At 63.4% G+C, this 22,363-nt stretch carries 26 protein-coding genes, 2 tRNA genes and 1 pseudogene; 14 read left to right on the top strand and 15 right to left on the bottom strand.

All coding sequences use genetic code 11. From position 1 onward, the window contains the following. The first annotated feature begins 3 nt into the window (after positions 1-3). Together IPF76_RS18565 and IPF76_RS18570 are read left to right on the top strand one after the other, a co-directional pair. A complete protein-coding gene (locus IPF76_RS18565; protein WP_293846988.1) occupies positions 4-1,173 on the top strand; it encodes a saccharopine dehydrogenase NADP-binding domain-containing protein in 1,170 nt (389 codons plus the stop codon). A gap of 7 nt (positions 1,174-1,180) precedes the next feature. After that, positions 1,181-1,981, top strand: coding sequence for a thioesterase family protein (locus IPF76_RS18570; RefSeq protein ID WP_293846990.1), 801 nt, complete (start codon positions 1,181-1,183; stop codon positions 1,979-1,981). Here IPF76_RS18570 and IPF76_RS18575 read toward each other — a convergent pair. From IPF76_RS18575 to IPF76_RS18590, 4 genes are all read right to left on the bottom strand, one after another. Then, positions 1,978-3,327 carry a HAMP domain-containing sensor histidine kinase gene (locus IPF76_RS18575; RefSeq protein WP_293846992.1) on the bottom strand — a complete coding sequence of 450 codons (1,350 nt, stop codon included), beginning with the start codon at positions 3,325-3,327 and terminating at the stop codon, positions 1,978-1,980. The genes IPF76_RS18570 and IPF76_RS18575 overlap by 4 nt on opposite strands. Next, entirely contained in the window at positions 3,324-4,058 is a 735-nt protein-coding gene (locus IPF76_RS18580; RefSeq protein ID WP_293846994.1) for a response regulator, read from the bottom strand. The genes IPF76_RS18575 and IPF76_RS18580 overlap by 4 nt, the downstream gene beginning before the upstream one ends. A gap of 135 nt (positions 4,059-4,193) precedes the next feature. Continuing rightward, complete coding sequence (locus tag IPF76_RS18585; protein WP_293846996.1) at positions 4,194-4,802, bottom strand: hypothetical protein; 609 nt, start codon at positions 4,800-4,802, stop codon at positions 4,194-4,196. Positions 4,803-5,033: 231 nt separating this feature from the next. After that, entirely contained in the window at positions 5,034-5,255 is a 222-nt protein-coding gene (locus tag IPF76_RS18590) for a hypothetical protein (RefSeq protein WP_293846998.1), read from the bottom strand. A gap of 191 nt (positions 5,256-5,446) precedes the next feature. On the opposite strand from IPF76_RS18590, the gene IPF76_RS18595 reads away from it, so the two are divergent. Continuing rightward, a complete protein-coding gene (locus IPF76_RS18595; protein ID WP_293847000.1) occupies positions 5,447-5,938 on the top strand; it encodes an FKBP-type peptidyl-prolyl cis-trans isomerase in 492 nt (163 codons plus the stop codon). Between the two features lie 14 nt (positions 5,939-5,952). Here the strand turns inward: IPF76_RS18595 and IPF76_RS18600 are convergent. Continuing rightward, a tRNA-Gly gene (locus IPF76_RS18600) sits at positions 5,953-6,026 on the bottom strand. Between the two features lie 99 nt (positions 6,027-6,125). Here IPF76_RS18600 and dinB point away from each other — a divergent pair. Further along, complete coding sequence (gene dinB, locus IPF76_RS18605; RefSeq protein ID WP_293847002.1) at positions 6,126-7,259, top strand: DNA polymerase IV; 1,134 nt, start codon at positions 6,126-6,128, stop codon at positions 7,257-7,259. Here dinB and IPF76_RS18610 read toward each other — a convergent pair. The 3 genes from IPF76_RS18610 to IPF76_RS18620 all read right to left on the bottom strand — a co-directional run bounded on the left by IPF76_RS18610 (position 7,252) and on the right by IPF76_RS18620 (position 9,385). Beyond that, positions 7,252-7,389, bottom strand: coding sequence for a hypothetical protein (locus IPF76_RS18610; RefSeq protein WP_293847004.1), 138 nt, complete (start codon positions 7,387-7,389; stop codon positions 7,252-7,254). The genes dinB and IPF76_RS18610 overlap by 8 nt on opposite strands. Positions 7,390-7,437: 48 nt before the next feature. Further along, positions 7,438-7,716 carry a hypothetical protein gene (locus IPF76_RS18615; RefSeq protein ID WP_293847006.1) on the bottom strand — a complete coding sequence of 93 codons (279 nt, stop codon included), beginning with the start codon at positions 7,714-7,716 and terminating at the stop codon, positions 7,438-7,440. 70 nt (positions 7,717-7,786) lie between these two features. After that, positions 7,787-9,385, bottom strand: a complete 1,599-nt coding sequence (locus IPF76_RS18620) for a peptide chain release factor 3 (protein ID WP_293847405.1) — start codon at positions 9,383-9,385, stop codon at positions 7,787-7,789. A gap of 76 nt (positions 9,386-9,461) precedes the next feature. Here IPF76_RS18620 and IPF76_RS18625 point away from each other — a divergent pair, with 76 nt between their 5' ends. The 3 genes from IPF76_RS18625 to IPF76_RS18635 all read left to right on the top strand — a co-directional run bounded on the left by IPF76_RS18625 (position 9,462) and on the right by IPF76_RS18635 (position 11,606). After that, entirely contained in the window at positions 9,462-10,100 is a 639-nt protein-coding gene (locus IPF76_RS18625) for a hypothetical protein (RefSeq protein ID WP_293847008.1), read from the top strand. 118 nt (positions 10,101-10,218) lie between these two features. Further along, the gene (locus IPF76_RS18630) at positions 10,219-10,674 is read left to right on the top strand and encodes a hypothetical protein (RefSeq protein ID WP_293847010.1); all 456 of its coding nucleotides are present in this window, start codon (positions 10,219-10,221) and stop codon (positions 10,672-10,674) included. 128 nt (positions 10,675-10,802) lie between these two features. Further along, the gene (locus IPF76_RS18635; RefSeq protein WP_293847012.1) at positions 10,803-11,606 is read left to right on the top strand and encodes an enoyl-CoA hydratase-related protein; all 804 of its coding nucleotides are present in this window, start codon (positions 10,803-10,805) and stop codon (positions 11,604-11,606) included. 108 nt (positions 11,607-11,714) lie between these two features. Here the strand turns inward: IPF76_RS18635 and IPF76_RS18640 are convergent, their stop codons facing one another. The 3 genes from IPF76_RS18640 to IPF76_RS18650 are packed head-to-tail and all read right to left on the bottom strand — an operon-like array spanning position 11,715 to position 13,611. Next, positions 11,715-12,317 carry an HD domain-containing protein gene (locus tag IPF76_RS18640; RefSeq protein ID WP_293847014.1) on the bottom strand — a complete coding sequence of 201 codons (603 nt, stop codon included), beginning with the start codon at positions 12,315-12,317 and terminating at the stop codon, positions 11,715-11,717. 33 nt (positions 12,318-12,350) lie between these two features. Then, positions 12,351-13,067: a hypothetical protein gene (locus IPF76_RS18645; RefSeq protein WP_293847016.1), complete on the bottom strand. Its 717-nt coding sequence runs from the start codon at positions 13,065-13,067 to the stop codon at positions 12,351-12,353. Beyond that, on the bottom strand, positions 13,051-13,611 hold the full coding sequence (locus IPF76_RS18650; RefSeq protein ID WP_293847018.1) for a hypothetical protein: 561 nt from the start codon (positions 13,609-13,611) through the stop codon (positions 13,051-13,053). Before IPF76_RS18650 ends, IPF76_RS18645 begins: the two co-directional genes overlap by 17 nt. 149 nt (positions 13,612-13,760) lie before the next feature. Here IPF76_RS18650 and IPF76_RS18655 point away from each other — a divergent pair, with 149 nt between their 5' ends. Then, a complete protein-coding gene (locus tag IPF76_RS18655) occupies positions 13,761-14,207 on the top strand; it encodes an Rrf2 family transcriptional regulator (protein ID WP_293847020.1) in 447 nt (148 codons plus the stop codon). 30 nt (positions 14,208-14,237) lie between these two features. Beyond that, positions 14,238-14,837, top strand: a complete 600-nt coding sequence (locus IPF76_RS18660; RefSeq protein WP_293847022.1) for a hypothetical protein — start codon at positions 14,238-14,240, stop codon at positions 14,835-14,837. 5 nt (positions 14,838-14,842) lie between these two features. Here IPF76_RS18660 and IPF76_RS18665 read toward each other — a convergent pair. Together IPF76_RS18665 and IPF76_RS18670 are read right to left on the bottom strand one after the other, a co-directional pair. After that, positions 14,843-14,918 (bottom strand) — tRNA-Ala (locus IPF76_RS18665). Between the two features lie 128 nt (positions 14,919-15,046). Then, positions 15,047-15,370, bottom strand: a complete 324-nt coding sequence (locus IPF76_RS18670; RefSeq protein WP_293847024.1) for a TIGR02300 family protein — start codon at positions 15,368-15,370, stop codon at positions 15,047-15,049. Between the two features lie 124 nt (positions 15,371-15,494). On the opposite strand from IPF76_RS18670, the gene aroA reads away from it, so the two are divergent. From aroA to IPF76_RS18695, 5 genes and pseudogenes are all read left to right on the top strand, one after another. Next, complete coding sequence (gene aroA / locus IPF76_RS18675; protein WP_293847026.1) at positions 15,495-16,898, top strand: 3-phosphoshikimate 1-carboxyvinyltransferase; 1,404 nt, start codon at positions 15,495-15,497, stop codon at positions 16,896-16,898. Beyond that, a complete protein-coding gene (locus IPF76_RS18680; RefSeq protein WP_293847028.1) occupies positions 16,819-17,358 on the top strand; it encodes a hypothetical protein in 540 nt (179 codons plus the stop codon). Before aroA ends, IPF76_RS18680 begins: the two co-directional genes overlap by 80 nt. Beyond that, positions 17,358-17,987, top strand: a complete 630-nt coding sequence (locus tag IPF76_RS18685) for a d(CMP) kinase (protein ID WP_293847030.1) — start codon at positions 17,358-17,360, stop codon at positions 17,985-17,987. The genes IPF76_RS18680 and IPF76_RS18685 overlap by 1 nt, the downstream gene beginning before the upstream one ends. Before the next feature lie 275 nt (positions 17,988-18,262). After that, positions 18,263-19,977, top strand: a pseudogene (gene rpsA / locus IPF76_RS18690) (30S ribosomal protein S1). A gap of 206 nt (positions 19,978-20,183) precedes the next feature. Beyond that, positions 20,184-20,462: an integration host factor subunit beta gene (locus IPF76_RS18695; RefSeq protein ID WP_293847032.1), complete on the top strand. Its 279-nt coding sequence runs from the start codon at positions 20,184-20,186 to the stop codon at positions 20,460-20,462. 156 nt (positions 20,463-20,618) lie between these two features. On the opposite strand, the gene IPF76_RS18700 is transcribed toward IPF76_RS18695, so the two are convergent. Next, positions 20,619-21,386, bottom strand: coding sequence for an ABC transporter permease (locus tag IPF76_RS18700; RefSeq protein WP_293847034.1), 768 nt, complete (start codon positions 21,384-21,386; stop codon positions 20,619-20,621). After that, positions 21,383-22,321, bottom strand: a complete 939-nt coding sequence (locus tag IPF76_RS18705; protein ID WP_293847035.1) for an ABC transporter ATP-binding protein — start codon at positions 22,319-22,321, stop codon at positions 21,383-21,385. The genes IPF76_RS18700 and IPF76_RS18705 overlap by 4 nt, the downstream gene beginning before the upstream one ends. Between the last annotated feature and the right edge of the window lie 42 nt (positions 22,322-22,363).

Raw genomic sequence — 22,363 nt, forward strand, 5'->3', positions numbered from 1 at the left:
TTCATGGCCAGCCGCGAATTTGACATCATCGTTTATGGCGCGACCGGATTTACCGGTCGGCTCGTCGCCGAATATCTGACGCAGCATTATGCGGGCCGCAAGGACGCGCCAAAATGGGCGATGGCAGGGCGCAGCGCCGCCAAGCTCGCCGAGGTACGCGACCTGATCGGCGCACCTGCGGACACGCCGCTGGTCGTCGCCGACGCCAGCGATCCTGCGACGCTCGACGTGATGGCCGCGCGCGCCACGGTCATCCTGACCACCGTGGGCCCATATCAGCTTTACGGCAATGAACTGGTCGCCGCCTGCGTCAAGGCGGGTACCGCCTATGCCGATTTGTGCGGCGAACCCGGCTGGATGCGCGAAATGATTGACGAGCATGAAGCTGCTGCGAAAGCGTCGGGCGCCCGCATCACCTTCAGCTGCGGGTTCGATTCGATCCCCTTCGACCTCGGCGTCCATTTCCTGCAAGCCGAAGCGGTCAAGCGCCACGGCAAGCCCGCGCCGCGCGTGAAGGGCCGCGTCCGCAAGATGGCAGGCGGCGCATCGGGTGGTACGATTGCCAGCCTGACCGAGACGTTGAAAGCGGTCGCAAAGAAGCCCTCGCTGGCGCTGCTGCTCAAATCCAGCTTTGCGCTGACCCCGGGGTTCGAGGGACCGTCGCAGCCGACCGGGCTGTTCCCCGAATATGACAGCGCCACCGGTACGTGGACCGCACCGTTCGTCATGGCACCGATCAACACCAAGAACGTCCACCGTACCAATTTCCTGCTCGGCCACGCGTGGGGCGCCGATCTGGTCTATGACGAGATGGTGATGACGACGATCGGCGACGCCGGCAAGGCGATGGCCGAAGCACTGGCCAAGGCGAACCCGTTCGGCGAATCGAAACTCAAACCCGGCGAAGGTCCCAGCAAGGAAGACCGCGAGAACGGCTTTTACGACATCCTGTTCATCGGCGAATATCCCGATGGCACGACCGTCCGCGCGAGCGTTCAGGGCGACCGCGACCCGGGCTATGGTTCGACGTCGAAGATGCTGGCGGAAACCGGCATCGCGCTGCTCGCCAACAAGGGCGAGGGCGGGGTGTGGACCCCGGGCGCGCTGCTTGGCGATGCGCTGATCGCGCGGCTGACCGAGCATGCCGGACTGACTTTCCAGATCGAGGAATAACCGCAAGATGACGACCTCCCCCAGCGCGCTTGACGCGCTGCTTTCGACGCTGCGCACCAAGGAGGGCGTGGCCACGGCGCATATCGACGACGGCTGGATGCAGGGCCGCACCGCTTATGGCGGGATCAGCTCGGCGGTCGCGCTCGCGGGTACGATGGCGCTCCATCCGACCGACGCCCCGCTGCGCTATGCCCAGATCAGCTTTGTCGGCCCGGTTGGCGGCGATTGCACCGTGAACACACGCGTACTGCGTCAGTCGAAATCGTCGCTGTTCGTCGATGCCGGGGTGTCGAGCGACGCGGGGTTCGGCACCGCGGCGGTGTTTGCCTTTTCTCCCGACCGCAAGAGCCACCTCGACCATAATCGCCTGGCGAAGCCCGACTGCCCGGCGCCCGAGACGCTCGAACCGGTGCCCGACCATCATGCGCGCCCGTCTTTCGTCCGCCATTTCGACATGCGGCCGACCACCGGCCCGCGCTTCGCGTGGAAAAGCGAGGTCGGCGAATATCTGACCTGGGTGCGTTTTGTCGAAGAACCTGCTTGCCATCCCGCGGTCGCGCTGCTCGCGATGGGCGATGCCCTGCCCCCCGCGGCGATGGCACTGTTCAGCGAATTCGGGCCGATCAGCTCAATGAACTGGACGGTCAACATGCTGACGGGCGATCCGAAAACCGACGACGGCTGGTGGCTGCTATCGGCAAAGACCGGCTATGCCCGCCACGGCCTGTCGGTTCAGGACATGATGCTGTGGAACCGCGCCGGCGAACCCGTACTCAGCGGCAGCCAGGCGATTGCGATTTATGCTTAGGTCGCGGTCGGCAACGTCATCATCGCGTCCAGCCCGCCGCCGTCGCGATTGACCAGTGTCAGCGTCCCGCCCTCGCCCTCGGCGATGTCGCGCGCGATCGACAGGCCCAGCCCCGACCCGCCGGTCGCGCGGTTGCGCGATTGTTCGCCACGCGCAAAGGGTTCGATCAGCGTCCGGATCTGCTCTGCGGTCAGACCCGGTCCGTCATCCGAAACGATGATCCGCACCTCGCTCGGCACGCGTTCGACCGACAGACGCGCGCGCGTCCCATAAGTGGAGGCATTGTCGATCAGGTTGCGTAGCGCGCGGCGCAGCAACAACGGGCGCGCCATGACCGCAGCATCCGCGGCGGCGGCGACCGTCACATCCTTGCCGCGTTCACGATAATCGGCGGCGAGTTCTTCGACCAGCCCACGCAGCGCCACCGCCTCGCGCCCCTCGGTCCCCGCCCCCGATCGCGCCAGCGCGAGGATATCGGTGAGCATCGCCGCCATTTCCTCGATCGACGCGATCATCTTGTCGCGCAACGCATCGTCATCGACCTGCTCGACCCGCACGCGCAGGCTGGCGAGCGGCGTCCGCAGGTCATGGCCGACCGCGCCCAACATCCGATCCTTGTCGGACAGCATCGCCGCAATCCGCCCGCGATAGGCATTGAAGGCGATGATCAGGTCGCGGACGTCCGACGGCCCCTCTTCCTCCAGTGGAGTAGTGTCGCGCAGGGCCGGGTTGGCGCGCGCGGCGCGGGTCAAGTCGCGCAATGGGGCCGCGGCGCGCCAAGCGATGACCATGATCGGCACAAGCAGCAGCAGGTAGAGCGACAGTGTTTGCCAGACCAGAAAGCCCTGCAACCGATTGCCGCCGCTCTGGATCCGGCTGCGCACCGCATAATAGCGGCCATCGATCTGCGCCGATACAATCACCGTCCGGCCGGGGAAATTCGCCCGAAGCCGTGGCCGCTGCGGTAGCGCCCAGGCCGCAACGGCCTGCGGTTGCATGTCGGCTTCGTGCAACAGATCGGCCACATAGTCGGCCAGGTCGGGCAGGCGCACCGCGCCGGTCGCTACGGCAATGGGGCGATCCGAAATCACCAGTTTCTTGGGATTTTCGCGCTCATCCGGCCCACCACGACGCTCGCCCGACCGTTCGCGGAAATCGCCGCGCCGATCGCGATCGACTGCGTCGATAATCCGCGCCACCGCCATGCCGCCGCCATGTGCCATCGTTTGCTGATGCTGCCCGCGCACCAGCAACGCAAAATTGATCGCTTGCGCCACGAACAACATCAGCGCGACCGCAAAGACAAGCTGGCCGATCAGGCTGCGCGGCCACAAACGGAACTTCACGCCGCCGGTCCCATCCGCTTCACTTCGCATGCCAGCGTATAACCGCCGCCCCACACCGTCTTGACGATCTGTGGGTGCGCCGCATCAACCTCGATCTTCTTGCGCAAGCGGCTGACCAGGTTGTCGATGGCACGGTCGAAAATCTCCGCCTCGCGCCCGCGCACCAGATCTAGCAGCCGGTCGCGGCTCATCACCTGTCGCGGGTGACGCACCAGCGCGTGGAGCAGATGATATTCGCCCGACGACAGTGAAACCTCGTTGCCTTCGCTATCGACAAGCACGCGCTCAACCTCGCGCAACACCCATTCAGCAAAGGCGTAGCTGGTTCCGCCGGGATCGAGCGCCCGGCCGCCTTGCTGGGTGCGGCGCAACACGGTGCGGATCCGCGCGACAAGTTCGCGCGGGTTGAATGGTTTGACGACATAATCGTCAGCGCCGATCTCCAGCCCGATGATCCGTTCGGTATCCTCTGCCCGGGCGGTCAGCAGGATGACCGGGATCGCGCTCGTCTCGCGCAAATGGCGGGTCAGCGACAGGCCATCCTCGCCCGGCATCATGATGTCACTGACGACCAGATCGATCGACTGCGCGCGCAGCACCGACCGCGCCTCCGCAGCGCTCGCGGCGGCGGTCACCGCAAAGCCCTGCGCGATCAGATATTCGGTCAGCGGCTCGCGGATCGACGGTTCGTCGTCGATCAGCAGAATGCGCGGAGAATTATTGTCGATCATTTTTAATCCGCTGAAAACGCTAGTTCGCCCACCGGTCGGAAGACCGATGGGCGATAGCTGGCAGGGACCAGCGGCAAAGGCAATGCCGGGAGGGGGAAGAAAGCCTGCCCGTCGCCGCCGATCCCTGCCAAATGCTCATTGGCTGGCGGGAGCGGTCGGCGCCGCACGCTTGGCGCGCCATTCGCCGCGCTGGGCCTGGCGTTCCTCGGCGGTCACCTGACCATCCTTGTTGGCGTCGGACGCATCGAAACGCGCGAGCGCCGCTGTCTGGAATTCGGCTTGGCTGATTGCCTTGTCACCATTGGTGTCGGCTTTGCCCATCATGCCACCGCGCATGCCATCGTGACCGCCGCGCTTGCCGGGACCGCGCATGCCATGGCGTTTGCCTTCGGATGCGTCGCCCGCATCGGCGCGCTTGCCACCGCGCTCAGCGCGTTTCGCGGCGCGATCAGCGCCGTGGGCATTCCACTCGGCCTGGCTGATACTGCCGTTGCCGTCGGCGTCGAGGCTGGCGAATTTCTTGGCGTGCATCTCGGAGTGCTTGGCGGTGCGATCGGCCGCGTCGATCTTGCCGTCCCTGTTAAAGTCCAGCTTGGCAAACATCTGCGCGGCATGGGCCTGCGCTTCGGTACGGGTCAGCGTGCCGTTGCCGTCGGTGTCGGCTTTGGCGCCGCCGGGAGCGGCAAGGACGGGGACGGCGATCAACGCGGCGCCCAATGCGAAAAGCGAGATCTTCTTGTTCATGGTACGAACTCCTCCAGGGGACGATCCGGGGAAGGACCGGATCCCGATGAGGAGGTTTTAGGCGCCATTTGTCCCAGTCAATTGCCGGATCGGCGCGAAATTGTCGCGAAATGTCGCAGATCGGGGGCGCCGTTCATCCTGACGCAAAGCGCGGGCGCTTCCCGCACCGTCAAACGAACGGGTGCGAACACTAGGCCGTGCTCGCACCCGTTCTGATCACAACCCAGCGAATTACGGACTGACCGGCGAATCCTCGTCATCCTCGGAAATCAGGACGATCGCGGTAATACCTGCCAGAAGACCGACCAGACCGATGATCCAGCTCGAATTACCTTCGAGTTCGCTCTCGCCAGCGACCGACGACGCGGCCCGCGCGCCAACGGCGGCAGACGCCGCGACCGGCGCCAACACGGCGGACGTTGCCGCCAGGGCGATCACAAGCTTTTTGGCCATGTGCATATCATTCTCCATCGATTGAGCAGAAGGGGGGAACCCAGACAACGACCGGGCGGCGCCGATTGATCCCGGTCGCCGCGGTGTTCGTCGCGTTATTCGGACGGGTCGGCAGAGCACCGCTGTGCAAAAGGGGATTGCGCACGCGCGCGCGTCCGCGTTTATGCGGCGGCATGACAACAGGAGTGACTATGCCCGCATCCCTTTCCCATCGCCTGCTACTAACGACCGCCAGCCTCGGCCTTTTCCTGCCCGCCGCGCTCGCCGCCGAACCGACGCAAGGAACCGCGTGGTTGAACCGCCAGATGGCCGCCCTCGCCGAGCGCCACGGCGCCGAAGGCTGGCACGTGACGCCCAGCGGACTGCGCTGGCGCCGTGTCGCAGGCGACGGCAGCGGCGCGCGCCCCGGCCCGACCGATGTCGTCACCGTCCACTATGCCGGCACCCTCGCCGACGGCACCGAATTCGACAGCTCGATCAAGCGCGGCGAACCGACCAGCTTTCCGCTCAATCGCGTGATCAAGGGCTGGCAGGAAGGCGTCGCGCTGATGGGCGTCGGCGACAAGGTCGAGCTCGCGATCCCCTACCAGCTTGCTTATGGCGCCGAAGGCAAAGGCCCGATCCCCGGCGCCGCGACGTTGCTGTTCACGGTCGAGCTGCTTGACATTGAGCCGGCGGGATAAGATCGGGAAAGACCTGGAGCGGGTAGCGGGAATCGAACCCGCCTAGCTAGCTTGGAAGGCTAGAGCATTACCACTATGCTATACCCGCTCACCAAGGTCGGCGGCGATTGCCATTTTGGCCCATCCGCGTCAAGTCCGCGTTGCGCCCGCCATTGAGAACATCGTGGCAACATGCTAGGCTGCGCGCGTGGAATACCTTGCAGATCCCGCTCCCGACACGCCAGCGGACGTCCCGATCCGCAAGATCATCCATGTCGACATGGACGCCTTTTATGCGTCGGTGGAACAGCGCGACGATCCGGCACTACGCGGCAAGCCCGTCGCGGTCGGCGGCTCGTCGCGGCGCGGAGTCGTCGCCGCGGCAAGCTATGAAGCACGCAAGTTCGGGGTGCGGTCGGCCATGCCGAGCATCACCGCCAAGCGCCAATGCCCCGACCTCATCTTCGTCCCCCCGCGCTTCGACGCCTATCGCGAGGTCTCGCACCTGATCCGCGCAATTTTCCAAGACTATGCCGACGAAGTCGAGCCGCTGTCGCTCGATGAAGCCTATCTGGACGTCAGCGCCGACAAGGCGCGCCTCGGCAGCGCGACCGCCACTGCAAGACTGATCCGCCGCCGCATCCGCGAGGAAACCGGCCTCACCGCCTCCGCCGGGGTTTCGTACAACAAGTTCATCGCCAAGCTGGCGTCGGACCAGAACAAGCCCGACGGGCTTACCGTCATCCCGCCGGGCAGGGGCGCCGATTTCGTCCAGGCACTGTCAATCCGCCGTTTTCACGGCATCGGCCCGGTGACGGCGGCGAAGATGGAGGGGCTGGGCGTGTTTTCGGGTGCCGACCTCGCGGGCAAAGACCCGCTGTGGCTCGCCGAAAACTTCGGCAACAGCGCCGAATGGCTGTATAATCTGGCGCGCGGGATCGACCATCGCCGCGTCAAATCAAACCGCCCGCTGAAATCGCTCGGCGGCGAGCGGACCTTTTTCAACGATTTGATCACCGATACCGAAATTCGTGAGGCGCTGGCGCATGTCTGCTCGGTGGTATGGGACCGCGCCGCCAAAAAGGGCGCGCGGGGTCGGACGGTGACTCTGAAGCTGCGCTACGCCGATTTCCGGACGATCACGCGGGCAAAGTCGGTGCCCTCCCCAATCGTCGATGGCGCATCGCTACTCGCCGCAGGCGAAGCGATATTGGCGCCGCTGCTGCCAACCGAGCAGGGAATCCGTTTACTCGGTTTGACCTTGAGCAAGTTCGAGGGCGAAGAAGATGACGGGGATGGGGCGGATAGCGGTGCGCCTGCCGACCTGCTGAGCCTTATTTAGCTAGCCCGGGCGCGAAACGCTTAATCGCTGCCTTCATTTTTGGCGAAAGCACTCCAAAACTGCAACGCATCAGCGTATCGTCCATCACCTGAATCCCTTCAGGACCGGGCGCTCCGGTGCGCAGGATCATGCGCCCGGGCGCTAAAGACTTCACATGGAAATATCCGACGCCTTCGGTTTAGCCGAGCTGCATATTGGTGAAGCCGTCCTTTCGCAGCGTCGTGCGGCCGATCGTTTCCAACTCGGCGACCGGCCCCATGCTGCCGTTCGGTCCGTAATAATAGACCGCGCCCCAGCGCGTGCCGTCGAAGATATAACCGTTGGTGACGGTCGCGCATTTGCTGGCGGCGTTGATCCAGAGACCCTGCGCGATCGGCAGGCTAATCGGGTTCTGCGCCAGCGACGGCGACGCGTTCAGCAACAGCACTGCGGCAAGCGATAATTTCCATCCCCGCATCGATACCCCCATCCCTGCCCGACCCGGCGGAATGGTGGTCCCGTTCGGCAGCACAATCAACCCCGAGCGATCAGTCCGCCATCGCGCCGAGCCGCCGCTCCTTGGTCGCGGTGAAGCGGATGTCGGGATTGCGCTGAGTGATGTAACCGACTTCCCAGCCGTCCTTGGCCATGAACACCGGCGCGCCGTCGCGATCGGTGGCGCTGGCGCCGCGGTGTTCGGACTGGAACGCCTTGAGCTTCGCAGGGTCGTCCGACGCGATCCAGCGCGCGGTTTCCCACGGCGACTGCTCGAGCTTCGCCTCGACCTTATATTCGGCGTCGAGGCGACTGATCAGCACTTCGAGCTGCAACTGGCCGACGACGCCGACGATCATGTTCGCGCCAATTTCAGGGTAAAAGACCTGGATGATCCCCTCTTCCGCCATGTCGTCGAGCGCCTTGCGCAATTTCTTGGTCTGAGTCGGATCGATAAGCGCGACGCGGCGCAGCAGTTCGGGGGCAAAGTTCGGCAGCCCGGTGATCGTAATGTCGGTGCGTTCGGACAAGGTATCGCCGACGCGCAGCGTGCCGTGGTTCGGGATGCCGATGATGTCACCGGGAAAAGCTTCTTCGGCCATTTCGCGGTCCTGGGCCAGGAACAGCATCGGGCGGCTGATCGCGATCGCCTTGCCCGTCCCGCCCTGCATCAAGCGCATCCCGCGCTCGAATTTGCCCGAACACAGCCGCATGAACGCGATGCGGTCGCGGTGCGCGGGGTTCATATTCGCCTGCACCTTGAACACAAAACCGGTGACGGCATCGTCGTCCGGCTGCACCGGCGCGGGTTCGGCGGGTTGCGGCTGCGGCCCGGGTGCATGCTGCGCCAGCGCGGCAAGCAGGTCGACGATGCCGAACTCCTTCAGCGCCGATCCGAAATAGACCGGCGTCAGGTCGCCACCCCGATACGCCGCCGCGTCGAAATCCGCATAGCAAGCCGACGCCAGCTCGGTCTCTTCCTTCAGATGCGCGAGTGCATCGGCGCTGATCTCGGCCGCGAGCACCGGATCATCGAGCCCCGCCACCTTGGCGCGGTGGCCCTCATACATCCGCGACGCATCGCCGCTGGGTTTCATGATCGCAGGGTCGACGAGATCGTAGATCCCTTCAAACTGCCCGCCCATGCCCGCCGGCCAGTTCATCGGGCAGACGTCGAGCGCGAGTCGGTCGGCGACCTCGTCGAGCAATTCGAACGGTGGCAGCCCTTCGCGGTCGACCTTGTTGATAAAGGTGATGATCGGCACCGAACGCAGACGGCACACTTCGAACAGCTTGAGCGTCTGCGGTTCGATGCCCTTCGCGGCGTCGATCACCATCACCGCGCTGTCGACCGCGGTCAGGGTGCGATAGGTATCCTCGCTGAAATCTTCGTGCCCCGGGGTGTCGAGCAGGTTGAACACCAGCCCCGCATGCTCGAATGTCATCACTGACGAGGTGACCGAAATCCCGCGCTGCTGTTCGATCTTCATCCAGTCGGACCGCGCCCGCCGCGCCTGCCCGCGCGCCTTGACCTCACCCGCGATATGGATCGCGCCGCCGGCGACGAGCAATTTCTCGGTCAGCGTCGTTTTACCCGCGTCGGGGTGCGAGATGATCGCAAAGGTGCGGCGGTCGGGATGCTTCTGGGACATGGCGCGGGCGGTTAGCAGGTGGCGCCAGATGTGGAAAGGGCTGGCATGCCCGCCGCCGTGGTCGCATGACAGACCCATGCGAACCCTTCTCCTCATCGCGGCCCTGATCGCCACCCCCGCCGCGGCGCAGCAGTCGCCCTTCGTTGGCGAATATAGCCTGGCCGAAGGCCCTGACGTGGGCGGTGGGCTGCTGATCCGGGGCGACGGACGCTTCAAATATATGCTCGCCGCAGGGGCGCTCGACGAACGCGCCGAAGGCCGCTGGGACGCGCGCGGCGACACCGTCTGCCTCACCACCGATCCCAAGCCCGTTCCGCCCGCACTGGAGAAAGGTGAGCTGCTCGAAGTCGAGGGCGAAGTTCCGACGCTTCTCGTCACCTGGCCCAACGGGCGAGGCATTCCCGGCGTCGATTTCACCATCGGTTTCGACAACGGCGACCCGGTGGAAGATTACACCCAGGTTTACGGCTGGACGCTACCCGACGACGAAAAGCGTATTCCGCGCTGGGTCGAGCTGCGCGAACCCATATACGGCATCACAGCGCCGCGCTTCATTTTGACTGAGGCCGACGGCGGCAAGCTGCGCGCGACGATCGTGCCGAACGATATCGGCGTGGTCGATTTCGACGGCGCCTGCGCAGAGAAGACCGAGCGCGGCGTAACGCTCCACCGTGCCGAAGGCGATTTGCGATTTGTCAGGTTGGGCGGCGAATAACGGCGGCTTTGGGGTGGGAATCCTGACAGGCAGCTCTCGTCGTCACCGTGTGGAAAGCGACCCTTAAGGGAAACCAACGTATCACAAAAGTCAAAGCGTCGGAATGTTGGGAAGAGCGATGATGCGATACGTTCGGTTCGCTTCAACGATGGGGTGTGCCCTTGCATTGGCCAGCGTGCCAGCTCAGGCTTGCCGCGTTCGTTTATCTGCCGAGGAAAACTTGCGCGGAGCTTACGAAAAGGGAATTTTCTCATCGGTCGCTATTGTGACGATTGTCGAGGCAAAACATACGCAGCCAGGCATTTCCGACGCCCACCCATGGTCGGCGACAGCAAACGTGGACCAACTATTACTGGGATCACTTGAACCAAAAACGCTGACATTTGAGCGAGGTTGGGGCAGTTCCGCGTGCGATGGTGGACACCCGCTTGCCCAACCCGGCGAGAAATGGGCTGTGTATTTCTGGAAGCACCCGGAACGCGGCCAACTGGTGTGGGCGAGCTACCCTTTGCAGGCAGCATCTGCGGCCGACCCGATGGTTGAACGCTCTTTGAAGCTCGATATACGCAGGTAGCCGCAGAGGCCGAAGTTGGCCGGTAGCGGTCGCCCGCGCCCCACCCTTGCCTCTTGCACTCGCTCGCCAAATGAGCCACACCTTTACGTGAACGTAAAGGTAAAGCGCCTGCGAGAGGATTCTTCCCCATGACCGACATCCCCACCTTCGACACGATCAAGCTGGACATCGCCGACAATGTCGCGACGATCACGCTCAACCGCCCCGATCGACTCAATTCCATGCCGCCCACAATGGCCGACGACATCCGCGGCGCGCTCGATTACCTGCCGCTGCTCGGCGCGCGCGCGCTGCTGATTACTGGCGAAGGTCGCGGTTTTTGTTCGGGGGCCGATCTGAGCGGCGATCGCACTTCGTCGGCTGTTGGCGGCGGGGCGAACAGCCGCAAAGCGCTGCGCAACCATTATAACCCGATGCTGCTCGCGCTTGCCAATCTCGACATTCCCATTGTTACTGCGGTCAATGGACCCGCGGCGGGCGTCGGGTGCAGCTTTGCGCTGTCGGGCGACTTCACCATCGCAGGCAAGAGCGCCTATTTCCTCCAGGCCTTCGTCAACATTGGGCTCGTCCCCGACGGCGGTTCGTCGTGGCTGCTCCCGCGCCTGATCGGCCTGCCCCGCGCGACGCAGATGATGATGCTGGGTGAGAAGATTTCGGGCGAACAGGCCGCCGGTTGGGGCATGGTCTATAAATGCGTCGAGGATACCGAATTGATGACCGAAGCGCGCGCGCTGGCGGCGCGCCTCGCCAACGGGCCGACGGTTTCCCTTGGTACGATGCGTAAGGTGCTGCGCGACGGCCTGTCGCAAAGCTATGCCGAAACGCTCGACGCCGAGGCGAAAGGTCAGTTTATTGCGGGGAACAGCGCCGATGCGGTCGAGGGCATCATGGCTTTTGTTCAGAAGCGGAAGACCGAATTTAAGGGGAAGTAGCTCGACCTAAACCGTTCGTGTCGAGCGCAGTCGAGACACCTATCGAGGGGTGTCTCGACTTCGCTCGACACGAACGGAAACTGAACTGTGGCTCACGGCTGTCGAAAGCTACTCCGCCGCTTCCTCAACCATCACCTTCTTGTAAATGCTGGTTTTCGGATAGGAACAGATCCGCATCACCATCGGCTCGAAAAACTCTAGCGGCTCGCTGTCGTAATCGGGATCAAACGCCGGCGCGTCATAGGCTTCGCAGAAATGGGCGCACGCTGCATAGTGCGGGCTGCCCTTGAACTCGTCGCGCATGTCGCGGTCGAGGCCGATGTAGTGGAAGAAATAATGGCCCTGGAAAATGCCGTGATGCTGGACGATCCACAGATTTTCCTCTGACAGGAACGGCTTCAGGATCGCCGCCGCGACGTCGGGGTGGTTAAACGCGCCGAGCGTGTCGCCGATGTCGTGGAGCAGCGCCATCACGACATATTCCTCGTCGCGGCCATCACGGTGCGCGCGCGTCGCGGTTTGCAGGCAATGCTCCAGCCGGTCGACCGGAAAGCCGCCATAATCGCCGCCGAGCAGCTTGAGATGATCGAGGATGCGCTTGCCATTCTGCGGCGCGAATTCCTTCTGTTCGCGCGCGATAATGTCCCAGTCTTCCTGCGTTCCGTCGATCATCGACCGGAAGGTCGCATGGTCGTGCGTCATCTCGTTCATGGCAGCCTCTCCTATTTTGAGGGTGAGCCTATCCTACTCGTTGTTGTTTGCAACATTATAGGATTTGACCTCGGCTTGCGTCAGGCAGCGCCGCGTCGATTTGTCGTCAGCGTTCGCCAGCGCCTTTTGCTGATACATCACCTCAGTCAGCAATTTGCGCGATACGCCCATGCGGATCAGGAAATCATTGTCCTCGCTGGCGAGCAGCGCCGCATCCTGCTCGATATCGCCGATCAGCTCGCGCGTTGCATCGGTACCCATCGCGACGCTCATGTCGATCGTGCTGCGGTCGCCGGTGCGCGTGAACATATGGACGATGAACAGCCCGCCGGGATCGATCACCCGCGGCTGCCCGCCCATGAAGATGAAATTGCACGCGCTGAAACACGCCCACCCCGCCGGGATGCGCGTCGTCAGGCCAAAGTTCGAGCGGATGATCCGCCCCGCGGCGTTGCCGGCGCGCGCATCGCCGCCGGGCGAGCGTAACCAAACCTCGCCCACATCAGGATTCGTCGCCAGCGCGGCCTTCAATCGGTCGGGCAGTCCCGCATCGATCCGCCCCTCGGCGAGCAGCACCTTCGCGCCCCCCTTGACCACGGGGGTAAGCTTCATCGTCGGGTTGGCCGACCAGTCGGGGGTCAGCGGGCAAGACGGGTTCGCCGGGTCCATCTTGACCTTCGCAGCGCCGGTCAGGCTGGTGAGCAAGCCCGCGGCCAGCGCGATCCGGACGACCTTAGGCGGCAAGGACATAGCGTGATGCACCTGGTTCCTTGCACATGCGCTTGCTGACCCGCGTTTCCTCACCCTCGACGATGACGATGTCGGTGACGTTCATGCAGCGGGTTCCGTCCGCCAGATCGTTGCGCGCCGCGACGGTCGACGATCCGCTGACCTCGGGCCGCGTCGCGCTGGTCCAGTTCGCGGTGGCACCAACCGCTTCGCCGCGCGTCACCTCTTCGGTGGCGGCAGCTGCTTGCACCTGCTCGGCGGGATCGAGGCGGCAGGCTATGGCGTCGGTCAACGTCCCGCTGACCTCGCCGATCGGCACATAGCTGTACACGCCCGCCTTGCTCGCCGCATCGCCGACGGCATCGTTCAGCACATTGCCCAGGATGTTGCGGCCGATGCTGCTGCCCTTCTTGCCCTTCGGACAGCCGCCATTGTCGTTGCTGCTCGGCTTTGGCGCGGGCGTCGTCACCTTGCGCAGAAGCCCGCCAAATTGCGCCTGCGCGGGGGTCACCGCCAGCATGCATGCCGCCAGCACCGCCGGAACACCCAGGAATTTCCGCATCATCCGCTCTACCCCAAATCATTGCTGCAACCGGCAGCATCGCGGTGCTTATAGCCTGCGTTCATGCCACCCGCTGTGATTTTCATCAACTCTTGGCGAAATCTCATCCAGACAGGTTGAATTAAGCCTGAATATGTCACAGTAACCCCGCCATGCTCTCGCAAAAGACCCGCTACACGATCCGCGCGTTCCAGCATCTTGCCGACCATTGGGGCAAGGGGCAGGTCCAGCTGGCGGATATTGCTGAGGCGCAGAATATTCCGCCCAAATTCCTGACCGTGATCCTGTCCGAAATGGCGCGCGAAGGTCTGCTCATTTCGCAGCGCGGGCGCGATGGTGGTTATCAACTGGCCATTTCGCCGATCGACATCAGCTATGGCGACCTGGTCCGGCTGACCCGCGGGTCGCTCGCGCTCGTTCCATGCGCGGCGCGCAATGCGCACGAACATTGCAAGAATTGTCTGCCCGAATCCGAATGCCGGATGCGCAGTTTGATGCTGAAGGTCCGCGACGACACCGCATCGATCCTCGATCGCATCACGCTCGCCGACCCGATCGCGCTCGAGCCGCTGTTCGAAACCGAGGAAGCAGCGCAATAATTCTTCCTTCGTGGCCAGCAGGAGCAAGCAATGAAGCGGATCATTGTCGGATCAGCACTTTTCCTGACTGCGATGATGCTGCCCAGCGGCGTCGCTGCCAAGGGCACTCCGCAAGCGGTTCCACTCTATGGCCGCACGCTGACCTTCACCCTGCCCCCCGACATGATCCGCGCGAACGACAAGGATAATGGCACCAATCGGCTGATTGAATATGTGCCGCGCGGCGAAACACTCGCGAACTGGACGCGGTTGGTGACGATCCAGGCGTATCGCGGACTCGGCACCTCTCCATTGCCGACGGCTCAGATTGCGCGCCAAGCCTTCTATCCAGCGGCGTGCAAGGTCGGGCTGATCTATCAGGACAATGGGGAAAGCTCGCTCGCGGGTGGGCTCAAACGCACCCTGGTTCTCAACGGCTGCGCGTCGTTGCCGCCCGGCGCCTATCCCAAGGCTCTGGCGGGCGCGGGTGAACAGGACTTCATCCTGATCTTCCGCGACAGCGACACGATTTACACCCTCAACTATGCGGTGCGCGGCAAGCCCTTTGCGAACAAGCCACCGCCGATCGCGCTGGCGAACGCGGAAGCGCTGCTCAAGGATATATTCGGTGACATCCGGCTGGCGCCGTGAAGAAGTGGTGGAGCCTAGCGGGATCGAACCGCTGACCTCCTGCATGCCATGCAGGCGCTCTCCCAGCTGAGCTAAGGCCCCACATCTTCACCGGATCGCTCTCGCCATCGTGGCTGCTGCGACCGGGGTGCCGCCTTTAACAGTGCGGGCGGCTGATGCAAGGGGCCAAATGCATCGGACGATGCCTTTTTGGCCCCTCACGAAACAAATCAGGTTTCGACGTCGTCGTCATCCGCCGTCGCGACGCCGAGATCGTCGTCGCCGCCCAGATCGACGTCATTGTCGGGCGAATCATTGTCCTCATCGACATCGACGTCCAGATCCAGATCCTCGTCGACGACGACCTCTTCCTTGGCGACCTTGCCGGGCTTTTCGACTTCGAACGGAGTCGACTGTTTCGATTTCAGCACCGATTCCGGAATCCAGTTGTAACCGCAATTGATGCAGTTGACCGGATCATCCTTGGTCAAATCATAGAATCGCGTGGCGCATTTCGGGCAGCTGCGTTTCGTGCCCCATTCAGCCTTTACCATATATGCCTCGTAACCTTCTGGAAACAGAATAAAATGTCTGGAAAGCGACGGCCACCTGTGCGGCGCCCATCAAATCGGCGTGCGCCTTGCCAGATTGGAAGGCCGCTGTCAAAAGCCGCTCGCCATGACCGATCAAAACGCCCGCCCGCGCAGCTTTTCCGCTTCCGTTCCGCTCAAGGGCCGGATCGCGATTCCAGGCGACAAAAGCATCTCGCACCGCGCGCTGATGCTGTCGGCGCTCGCAGTTGGCGAAAGCCGCGTCACCGGGCTGCTCGAAGGCCATGACGTGCTCGCCACCGCCGCCGCGATGCGCGCGATGGGCGCCACCATCGAACGCCGCACCGACGGCGAGTGGCGCATCAACGGCGTTGGCGTCGGTGGGCTGCTCCAGCCACGCGAAGCGCTCGACATGGGCAACAGCGGCACCTCGACCCGCCTCCTGATGGGACTGATCGCCAGTCACCCGATCACCGCGACCTTCGTCGGTGACGCCAGCCTGTCGGGCCGCCCGATGGGCCGCGTCATCGATCCGCTGGCGCAGATGGGCGCCGACATCACCTCGTCGCCGGGGGGCCGCCTGCCGCTGATGGTCCGCGGCCTCGCCCCCGCCATCCCGATTTCCTACCGCCTGCCGGTCGCGTCGGCGCAGGTGAAGAGTGCGGTGCTACTCGCCGGGCTCAACACCGGCGGGGTAACCGAAGTTATCGAGCCGGTGCCGACACGCGATCATAGCGAGCGAATGTTGCGCGGTTTTGGCGCCGACCTGACCGTCGAGGCCGATGCCGACGGCACCCGCCATATTTGCATCATGGGCGAGGCCGAGCTCAAACCGCAGACGATTGTCGTCCCCGGTGATCCGTCGTCGGCGGCGTTTTTCATCGTCGCGGCGCTCCTCGTCCCCGGTTCGGACGTCACCATCACCAATGTCGGACTCAACCCGACGCGCGCCGGGCTGATTGATGTGCTGCGCCAGATGGGCGGCGACATCGAACTGATCGACCCGCGCGAAGTCGGCGGCGAGCCCGTTGCCGACCTCCGCGTGCGTCACAGCGCGCTGAGCGGCATTACGGTCGATCCCGCCGTCACACCCAGCATGATCGATGAATTCCCAATCCTGTTCGTCGCCGCGGCGCTGGCGCAGGGCCGCACGACGACGACCGGTCTCGACGAACTGCGCGTCAAGGAAAGCGATCGGCTCGCGGTGATGTCGACTGGCCTGAGGGCCATCGGCGCGCGGGTGATCGAGACCGAGGACGGCCTGATCATCGAAGGCACGGGCGGCGATCCGCTGCCCGGCGGGGCCACCGTCGCGGGGCATCTCGACCACCGCATCTGCATGAGCTTTGCGATCGCCGGACTTGTCACCGGGTCATCGGTGACGATTGACGATATGGGTCCGGTGGCGACAAGCTTCCCAATTTCGAGACCCTGTTGGGAGAATTGCAGTCATGACGATCCGCCGCAACGCCGCCGCAACCGCCTTCGCTGCCGTAGCGTTGCTGATCGGCGCCGTGGGCGCGCACGCTAAATCCGCCATCGCCGATCCGTTCGCTCGCGCCGATTCCAGCTTCTCGCCCGTTCCGCTCAACCAGCCCGCCGACCCTCAGGCGATCGGTCGACTGACCAACGGTGACGTCTGCAACGACGATGACGGCATCCCGTGCGAATGGCAGGATGATGCCGCCGTCGTCCATGTATTCGCTGGCAACGTGCTGGCGATCAAGCTGATGGAGCTTTCCGTCGCCGATGGACGCGATTTCGGCGCGCTCGGGATCGGGTCGGCGCGAAACCGCGGCGACGTGCTTGCCAATGTGCGCGCTTTTCTGCCCGAAATTTCGATCGACTGCCCCGCTCCCGGACAGGCCGGCGAAGGCGAGGCCATCGCGTCATGCGGCGGCTCGTTCGAAAACGGTGGCTGGATCAAATTGTTGTTCGGACCCGACAATCGGCTGACCAGCGCTCGCAACGATGCGTTTCAGATAAACTGATGATTATCGCCGTCGATGGCCCGACCGCATCGGGAAAAGGCACCATTGCCCGCGCGCTCGCCGATCATTTCGGCCTGCCCGTCCTCGACACCGGGCTGCTGTACCGCGCCGTCGGCTATCAGACGCAGCTCAATCATGGCGATGCCGACAACGCGGCAGATGCCCTTGCCGCCTGCGATTTTCCGGACAGCCTGCTCGACGATCCCGCGCTCCGCTACGAAACAACCGGCGGTCTCGCCAGCCGGGTGTCGGTCCACCCGTCGGTCCGCGCCGCGCTGTTTCAGCGGCAGGTCGATTTTGCCAACCAACCTGGCGGCGCCATCCTTGATGGGCGCGACATCGGCACCGTCATCGCGCCGCACGCCGACGCCAAGTTGTTCGTCACCGCCAGTCCTGACGTGCGCGCGCAGCGCCGCCATGCCGAAATGCTGTCGCGCGGCGTCGACGTGACCTTTGACGCCGTGCTTGCCGACGTCCACGCTCGCGATGCCCGCGACACTGGCCGCGCCGACGCGCCGCTGCTGCGCGCGCCCGACGCGATGCTGCTCGACAACAGCGACATGCCTCGCGACGCCGCGATTGCCGCGGCGATTGCGTTTGCCGAAGCGCGGCGAAACCGCCGCAGCTGAACGGGCTTTCCGCCTTGCGTTTGTGGGGTTTGCCGACTATAGGCGCCCGGTCCGACGGGCCTTTCAGCCGGTCGAGGCACGGACAACCGCCGCCCGCAACCGGGCGTCGGGCGTGGCGAGGCAATCTCGTCGCGCCCTTTCTGCTTTGCCCCTGCCCCGCCCGAACTGGTCCGAAGGATGTTCTGCATCGCATCCGGCGCGCAGGACAGATCGGCCATTAAGACCAGCGGAACCAACCGCTTGGCCGGAACAAATGAAGTAAGGAAATTATCTCTATGGCCACTACGGCTTTCCCGACGCGCGACGATTTCGCCGCGATGCTCGACGAATCGCTTGGTGGTGCTGACGGCGGCTTTGAAGGCCGCGTCGTCAAGGGCACCGTCACCGCGATCGAAAACGACCTGGCAGTCATCGACATTGGTTTGAAGAGCGAAGGCCGCGTGCCGCTGCGCGAATTCGCCATGCCGGGCCAGAAGGCCGACATCAAGGTCGGTGACGAAGTCGAAGTCTATGTCGACCGCGTCGAAAACGCCAATGGCGAAACCATGCTGTCCCGCGATCGCGCCCGCCGCGAAGCCGCCTGGGACCGCCTGGAAGAAGAATTTAACAAGGAAAGCGCGTCGAAGGCGTGATCTTCGGCCGCGTCAAGGGCGGCTTCACCGTCGACCTCGGCGGCGCCGTGGCCTTCCTGCCCGGTTCGCAGGTCGATATCCGCCCGGTGCGCGACGTTGGCCCGCTGATGGACCTGCCGCAGCCGTTCCAGATCCTCAAGATGGATCGCCGCCGCGGCAACATCGTAGTGTCGCGCCGCGCCATCCTCGAAGAAACGCGCGCCGAACAGCGCTCGGGCCTGATCCAGAACCTCGAAGAAGGCCAGATCATCGACGGCGCCGTCAAGAACATCACCGATTACGGTGCGTTCGTCGACCTCGGCGGCATCGACGGCCTGCTCCACGTCACCGACATGAGCTACAAGCGCGTCAACCACCCGAGCGAGGTCATCAACATCGGTGACACCGTCAAGGTACAGATCATCCGCATCAACCGCGACACCCAGCGCATCAGCCTGGGCATGAAGCAGCTGGAAAGCGATCCGTGGGAAGGCGTCGCCGCCAAGTACCCCGTGGGCGCGAAGCTGTCGGGTACGGTCACGAACATCACCGATTATGGCGCGTTCGTCGAACTCGAAGCCGGCATCGAAGGTCTGGTCCACGTCAGCGAAATGTCGTGGACCAAGAAGAACGTCCACCCCGGCAAGATCGTTTCGACCAGCCAGGAAGTTGACGTCATCGTCCTCGAAGTCGACAGCGACAAGCGCCGCATCTCGCTCGGCCTCAAGCAGGCCCAGCAGAACCCGTGGGAAGGCTTCGCCGACACCCACCCGGTGGGCTCGGTCGTCGAAGGCGAAGTCAAGAACGCGACCGAATTCGGCCTGTTCATCGGCCTGCCCGGCGACGTCGATGGCATGGTTCACATGTCGGATATCGCCTGGGGCATCTCGGGCGAAGAAGCCCTGCACCTCCACCGCAAGGGCGAGGCCGTGCAGGTCGTCGTGCTCGACGTCGATGTCGAGAAGGAACGCATCAGCCTTGGCATCAAGCAGCTTGAAAAGGGTGCTCCGGCCGTTGGCGGCGGCGCCGCAGCGGCTGCCGGTTCGGTGAAGAAGAATGATGTCGTCACCGTCACCGTCCTCGAAGTCCGCGACAACGGCCTCGAAGTCCAGGCGGGCGACGATGGCGCCACCGGCTTCATCAAGCGCGCCGATCTTGGCCGCGACCGCGACGAACAGCGGGCCGAGCGCTACCAGGTCGGCCAGAAGTTCGATGCGATGGTCATCGGCTTCGACCGCTCGAAAAAGCCGAACTTCTCGGTCAAGGCGATGCAGATCGCCGAAGAGAAGCAGGCCGTTGAACAATATGGTTCGTCGGACTCGGGTGCGTCGCTCGGCGACATCCTCGGCGAAGCTTTGAAAGCCGGCAAGAAAGATTAATTTCAAACTTGCATAGCGAAACGAACGAAAAGGCCCGTAGAGTGTCCCTCTGCGGGCCTTTTTCTTTCGGTGATATATTTTGACCAGACAGTGATTCGTGATACCTTCGGCGCGCGTTGGGAGGGGTCTCACGCAAAAAAGATGGGCCGGTAACGACCGGACGCCTGCTTCGGCAGGAAATGCGTGGCTTATACTAGGGGAAGCAAATGATCCGGTCAGAACTGGTTCAAAAGATCGCGAGCGAAAACAGCGATTTGCGCGTCGATGAAGTCGAACGCATCGTGGACACGTTTTTCGATTCCATCGTCGATCAGCTGGCGGCCGGGGGCCGTGTCGAGCTGCGCGGCTTCGGAGCGTTCTCGACGCGTTCGCGCGAATCGCGCACCGGTCGCAATCCGCGCACCGGCGCCTCGGTCGATGTGAAGGCGAAAAATGTGCCTTATTTCAAACCCGGCAAGGAAATGCGCGAGCGCCTGAACGACTGAATCCGTCGTCGATCGATCACCGGTCCGGGCGCTGACGTTAAGTTTCGCCCGGTTTCGGTCCAAATATTTCCTATCGTCTGCAATCCGCGCCGACTACAAGGTGCGCATTCGGCTGAGCGATGGCTTTGCCGCGCGGCAACACGGCACCGCACCCGATCAGTTCTTGAGCCGATACCCGGTCCGGAACATCCAGAAGATCACGCCCAGACACAGCGCAAAGAACAGCGCGACCGCGGCGATACTCACGTCAAACCCGACATCGCCTTGCCCGAAAAAGGTCCATCGGAAGCCGCTGATCAGATAGACGACGGGGTTGAACAAGGTGACCGTGCGCCATGCCGCGGGCAGCATGTCGAGCGAATAAAACGCGCCGCCCAAGAAGGTGAGCGGATAGATCACGAGCATCGGGATCACCTGCAACTGCTCGAAGCTCTGCGCCCAGATGCCGATGATGAAACCGAACAGGCAAAATGTGACTGCCATCAGCAGCATGAAGCCGAACATCAGCAGCGGATGCACAACCTGGACATCGACGAACAGATGCGCGGTCGCGAAGATGATCGTCCCGATGATGACCGATTTCGTCGCCGCCGCCCCGACATAGGCGATAACCGTCTCCAGCGGCGACAGCGGCGCCGACAGCATCTCGTAAATCGTCCCGGTCCATTTCGGCATATAGATGCCGAACGAGGCGTTGCTGATGCTTTCGGTGAACATCGTCAGCATCATCAGCCCCGGCACGATGAAGGCGCCGTAAGGCACCCCGCCGACCTCGCTCATCCGGCCGCCGATCGCCGATCCGAACACGACGAAGTATAGCGCCGTGGTAATGACGGGCAGCGCCAGGCTGGTCCAGACGGTGCGCCGGAAGCGCGCCAGTTCGAACGCATAGATCGCGCGTACGCCGCGCCAGTTCGCGGTCATCCGGCCTCTCCCTTGGTTTCATGCACCAACCCGACGAATATATCCTCGAGCGAGCTTTGCTTGGTGTGCAGATCCTTGAATGCGACCCCGATATCGCTCATCCGCCGCAGCAGCGAGGGCACTCCGGTCGCCTCGGCCTGGCTGTCGAATTCATAGACGAGCTCATGCCCGTCACCCGCCAGCGCAAGCTTCCAGTCGGCCAGCTCCGCCGGCACCGCATCAAGCGGTTCGGCGAGGTTGAGCGTCAGCGTCTTGCGTCCCAGTTTCTTGATCAGCGCATGCTTTTCCTCGACCAGAATCAGCCGACCCTTGCTGATCACCCCCACGCGATCGGCCATTTCCTCCGCCTCTTCGATATAATGGGTGGTCAGGATGATCGTCACGCCGCGCTCACGCAGCCCGTGGACCATCTGCCACATGTCGCGGCGCAACTCGACATCGACCCCCGCAGTCGGTTCGTCGAGAAACAGGATTTGGGGCTCATGGGACAGCGCTTTGGCGATCATCACGCGGCGCTTCATGCCCCCTGACAATTCCATGATCTTCGAATCGCGCTTGTCCCATAGCGACAGGTCGCGCAGCAATTGCTCGATGAAAGCAGCATCGCTGGGTTTGCCGAACAGTCCGCGCGAAAAACGGACCGTCGCCAGCACGGTTTCGAACGCATCGGTGTGCAGTTCCTGCGGCACCAGCCCAATCATTGTGCGCGCCGCGCGATAGTCGCGGGCATGATCACGCCCCGCCACGGTCACCGTCCCCGCGCTGGCTGTAACGATGCCGCAGACGATGCTGATCAACGTCGTCTTGCCCGCGCCATTCGGCCCGAGCAGGGCGAAAATCTCGCCCTTGTTGATCGAAAGATCGACATCGCTGAGCGCTATGTGTCCGCTTTTATACGTCTTCCCGAGGCCGGAAATTTCAAGAACTGCTGTCATATCCAGCGGTCTAGCCGAGCGACAATGCCGGGTGAAGCGGCA

The sequence above is a fragment of the Sphingopyxis sp. genome, from assembly GCF_016704835.1.
GTDB lineage: Bacteria > Pseudomonadota > Alphaproteobacteria > Sphingomonadales > Sphingomonadaceae > Sphingopyxis.